The 3,238-nt window shown below is 50.6% G+C and carries 1 protein-coding gene and 2 rRNA genes (1 of these 3 cut by a window edge); all 3 read left to right on the plus strand.

Annotated features, from left to right (window positions below):
- Positions 1 to 2,130: ribosomal RNA gene (locus ACFVN3_RS20695) — 23S ribosomal RNA — on the plus strand; it begins 800 nt to the left of the window's first position.
- A gap of 55 nt (positions 2,131 to 2,185) precedes the next feature.
- Positions 2,186 to 2,302: ribosomal RNA gene (rrf, locus tag ACFVN3_RS20700) — 5S ribosomal RNA — on the plus strand.
- Between the two features lie 459 nt (positions 2,303 to 2,761).
- The coding region (locus tag ACFVN3_RS20705) for an FGGY family carbohydrate kinase (protein ID WP_378234847.1) at positions 2,762 to 3,238 on the plus strand (477 nt) is incomplete at its 3' end.

Raw genomic sequence — 3,238 nt, forward strand, 5'->3', positions numbered from 1 at the left:
AATGCGGGGATGAGGTGGGGGTAGCGGAGAAATTCCAATCGAACTCGGAGATAGCTGGTTCTCCCCGAAATAGCTTTAGGGCTAGCCTCGGTGTCAAGAGTCGTGGAGGTAGAGCACTGATTGGGTGCGGGGCCCGCCAAGGGTTACCAAGCTCAGTCAAACTCCGAATGCCATAGACTTATAACCGGGAGTCAGACAGTGAGTGCTAAGATCCATTGTCAAAAGGGAAACAGCCCAGACCATCAGCTAAGGTCCCCAAGTGTGTGTTAAGTGGGAAAGGATGTGGAGTTGCACAGACAACCAGGATGTTGGCTTAGAAGCAGCCATCATTTAAAGAGTGCGTAATAGCTCACTGGTCGAGTGACTCTGCGCCGAAAATGTAACGGGGCTAAACACACCACCGAAGCTATGGCTTGCAACGTATGTTGCAGGGGTAGGGGAGCGTTGTATGTAGGTTGAAGGTGTACCGTAAGGAGCGCTGGACAGCATACAAGTGAGAATGCCGGTATGAGTAACGAAAAGACAAGTGAGAATCTTGTCCGCCGAAAGCCTAAGGGTTCCTGAGGAAGGTTCGTCCGCTCAGGGTAAGTCGGGACCTAAGGCGAGGCCGAAAGGCGTAGTCGAAGGACAACAGGTTGAAATTCCTGTACCACCGTAAGCCGTTATGAGCAATGGGGTGACGCAGTAGGGTAGTGACGCGAGCTGATGGATGCTCGTCCAAGCAGTGAGGCTGATGTGTAGGCAAATCCGCACATCGTAAGGCTGGGCTGTGATGGGGAGGGAAAATTATAGTACCGAAGGTCATGATCTCACACTGCCAAGAAAAGCCTCTAGCCAGGTGATGGTGCCCGTACCGCAAACCGACACAGGTAGGCGAGAAGAGAATTCTAAGGCGCGCGGAAGAACTCTCGTTAAGGAACTCGGCAAAATGACCCCGTAACTTCGGGAGAAGGGGTGCCCCGGTAGTGTGAATAGCACGAGGGGGCCGCAGTGAAAAGGCCCAAGCGACTGTTTAGCAAAAACACAGGTCTGTGCGAAGCCGTAAGGCGAAGTATACGGGCTGACGCCTGCCCGGTGCTGGAAGGTTAAGGGGAGTGGTTAGGGAGCAATCCCGAAGCTGTGAACCGAAGCCCCAGTAAACGGCGGCCGTAACTATAACGGTCCTAAGGTAGCGAAATTCCTTGTCAGGTAAATTCTGACCCGCACGAATGGCGTAACGACTTGGGCGCTGTCTCAACGAGAGATCCGGTGAAATTTTAATACCTGTGAAGATGCAGGTTACCCGCGACAAGACGGAAAGACCCCATGGAGCTTTACTGCAGCTTGATATTGGACTTTGGTACGATCTGTACAGGATAGGTGGGAGCCTTAGAAGCCTGAGCGCCAGCTTAGGTGGAGGCGCCGTTGGGATACCACCCTGATCGTATCGGAGTTCTAACCTAGGACCGTGACCCGGTTCGGGGACAGTGTCAGGTGGGCAGTTTGACTGGGGCGGTCGCCTCCTAAAGAGTAACGGAGGCGCCCCAAGGTTCCCTCAGAATGGTTGGAAATCATTCGAAGAGTGCAAAGGCATAAGGGAGCTTGACTGCGAGACATACAGGTCGAGCAGGGACGAAAGTCGGGCTTAGTGATCCGGTGGTACCGCATGGAAGGGCCATCGCTCAACGGATAAAAGCTACCCTGGGGATAACAGGCTTATCTCCCCCAAGAGTCCACATCGACGGGGAGGTTTGGCACCTCGATGTCGGCTCATCGCATCCTGGGGCTGAAGTAGGTCCCAAGGGTTGGGCTGTTCGCCCATTAAAGCGGTACGCGAGCTGGGTTCAGAACGTCGTGAGACAGTTCGGTCCCTATCTGTCGTGGGCGTAGGAAATTTGAGAGGAGCTGTCCTTAGTACGAGAGGACCGGGATGGACGTACCGCTGGTGTACCAGTTGTTCCGCCAGGAGCACCGCTGGGTAGCCAAGTACGGACGGGATAAGCGCTGAAAGCATCTAAGCGTGAAGCCCCCCTCAAGATGAGATTTCCCAATTAGTAAGACCCCTTGAAGACGACGAGGTTGATAGGTTGGAGGTGGAAGCACAGCAATGTGTGGAGCTGACCAATACTAATCGGTCGAGGGCTTATCCTAAAATTAAAACGCAAATTATCTCGTATTCAGTTTTCAGAGATCAAACTCTGTAACGTTTGGTGTCGATGGCGGAGGGGTTCCACGCGTACCCATCCCGAACACGACCGTTAAGCCCTCTAGCGCCGATGGTACTTGGACCGCAGGGTCCTGGGAGAGTAGGACGATGCCAAGCAGCTAAGACCGCTGTTGAGACGCAGTTCTCGATAGTGGTCTTTTTTGTGTCCACATGTGAATATCTGAAGTGAAAAGAGCGATGAAATGAGTTATCCCTTGTGGATAATGCATTTACAAACTTCCATCCACAGCAATTTCGGAGAATAATCCACGTTTTGCTCCACAATTCATGATTTTTCCACAATTCGCACAAGTTATTATACACATATTCCTTGATTATCCACGGGTTCATCCACATCACACACAGCTTATTCACGTCCTGTGAATGGTAGCCTTTTCATGTCTATTAATTATCCACAATTCATAAATGTTAGATTAAATGTGTCAAAACGAAAATATGAAGTGCATCTTCTTGTGATTTGCGATATTCTATTCTTATTGTGTTTAAAACCATACCGTTCAAAAGAGCGCAAATGATAAACATCCAGAATATGTAAATTATAACGAGGTGCATGACATGTTGATGATCGGGATTGATGTAGGAACAACGAACAGTAAAGTAGGGGTAATGGACGCCAAAGGTCAAGTGCTGGCGATTGCGAGCCGTCCGACGATTTCATATACGCATGAAGAAGGGTTCTCATATTATGATCCAGAACAAATGTGGGATGATATTGCGAGCATGATTCAAGAAGTCACGAGCAAGGTCGATGCGGCTCAGATCGCTTCGATTGGGATTACAAGCATGGCGGAGAGCGGCTTAATCTTGAATGAATCCACAGGCAAACCCCAGTCGACATTTGTGCCTTGGTTCGATACGTGTTCCGGTGAACAAGCGCGCCATATTGCTGCAGAGTCGGACCCGTTAGAGCAATTCACGAAATCAGGTCTGAACCTGTCATTCAAGCTGGGCCTAGCCAAAATTCTATGGGTCCGCAGTCGCAATCCCGAGGCGCTTGAACACGGAAAATGGCTGACCGTATCCGGTTATATC

It is taken from the genome of Cellulosimicrobium sp. NPDC057862 (assembly GCF_042797035.1).
Lineage (GTDB): Bacteria > Actinomycetota > Actinomycetes > Actinomycetales > Cellulomonadaceae > Cellulosimicrobium.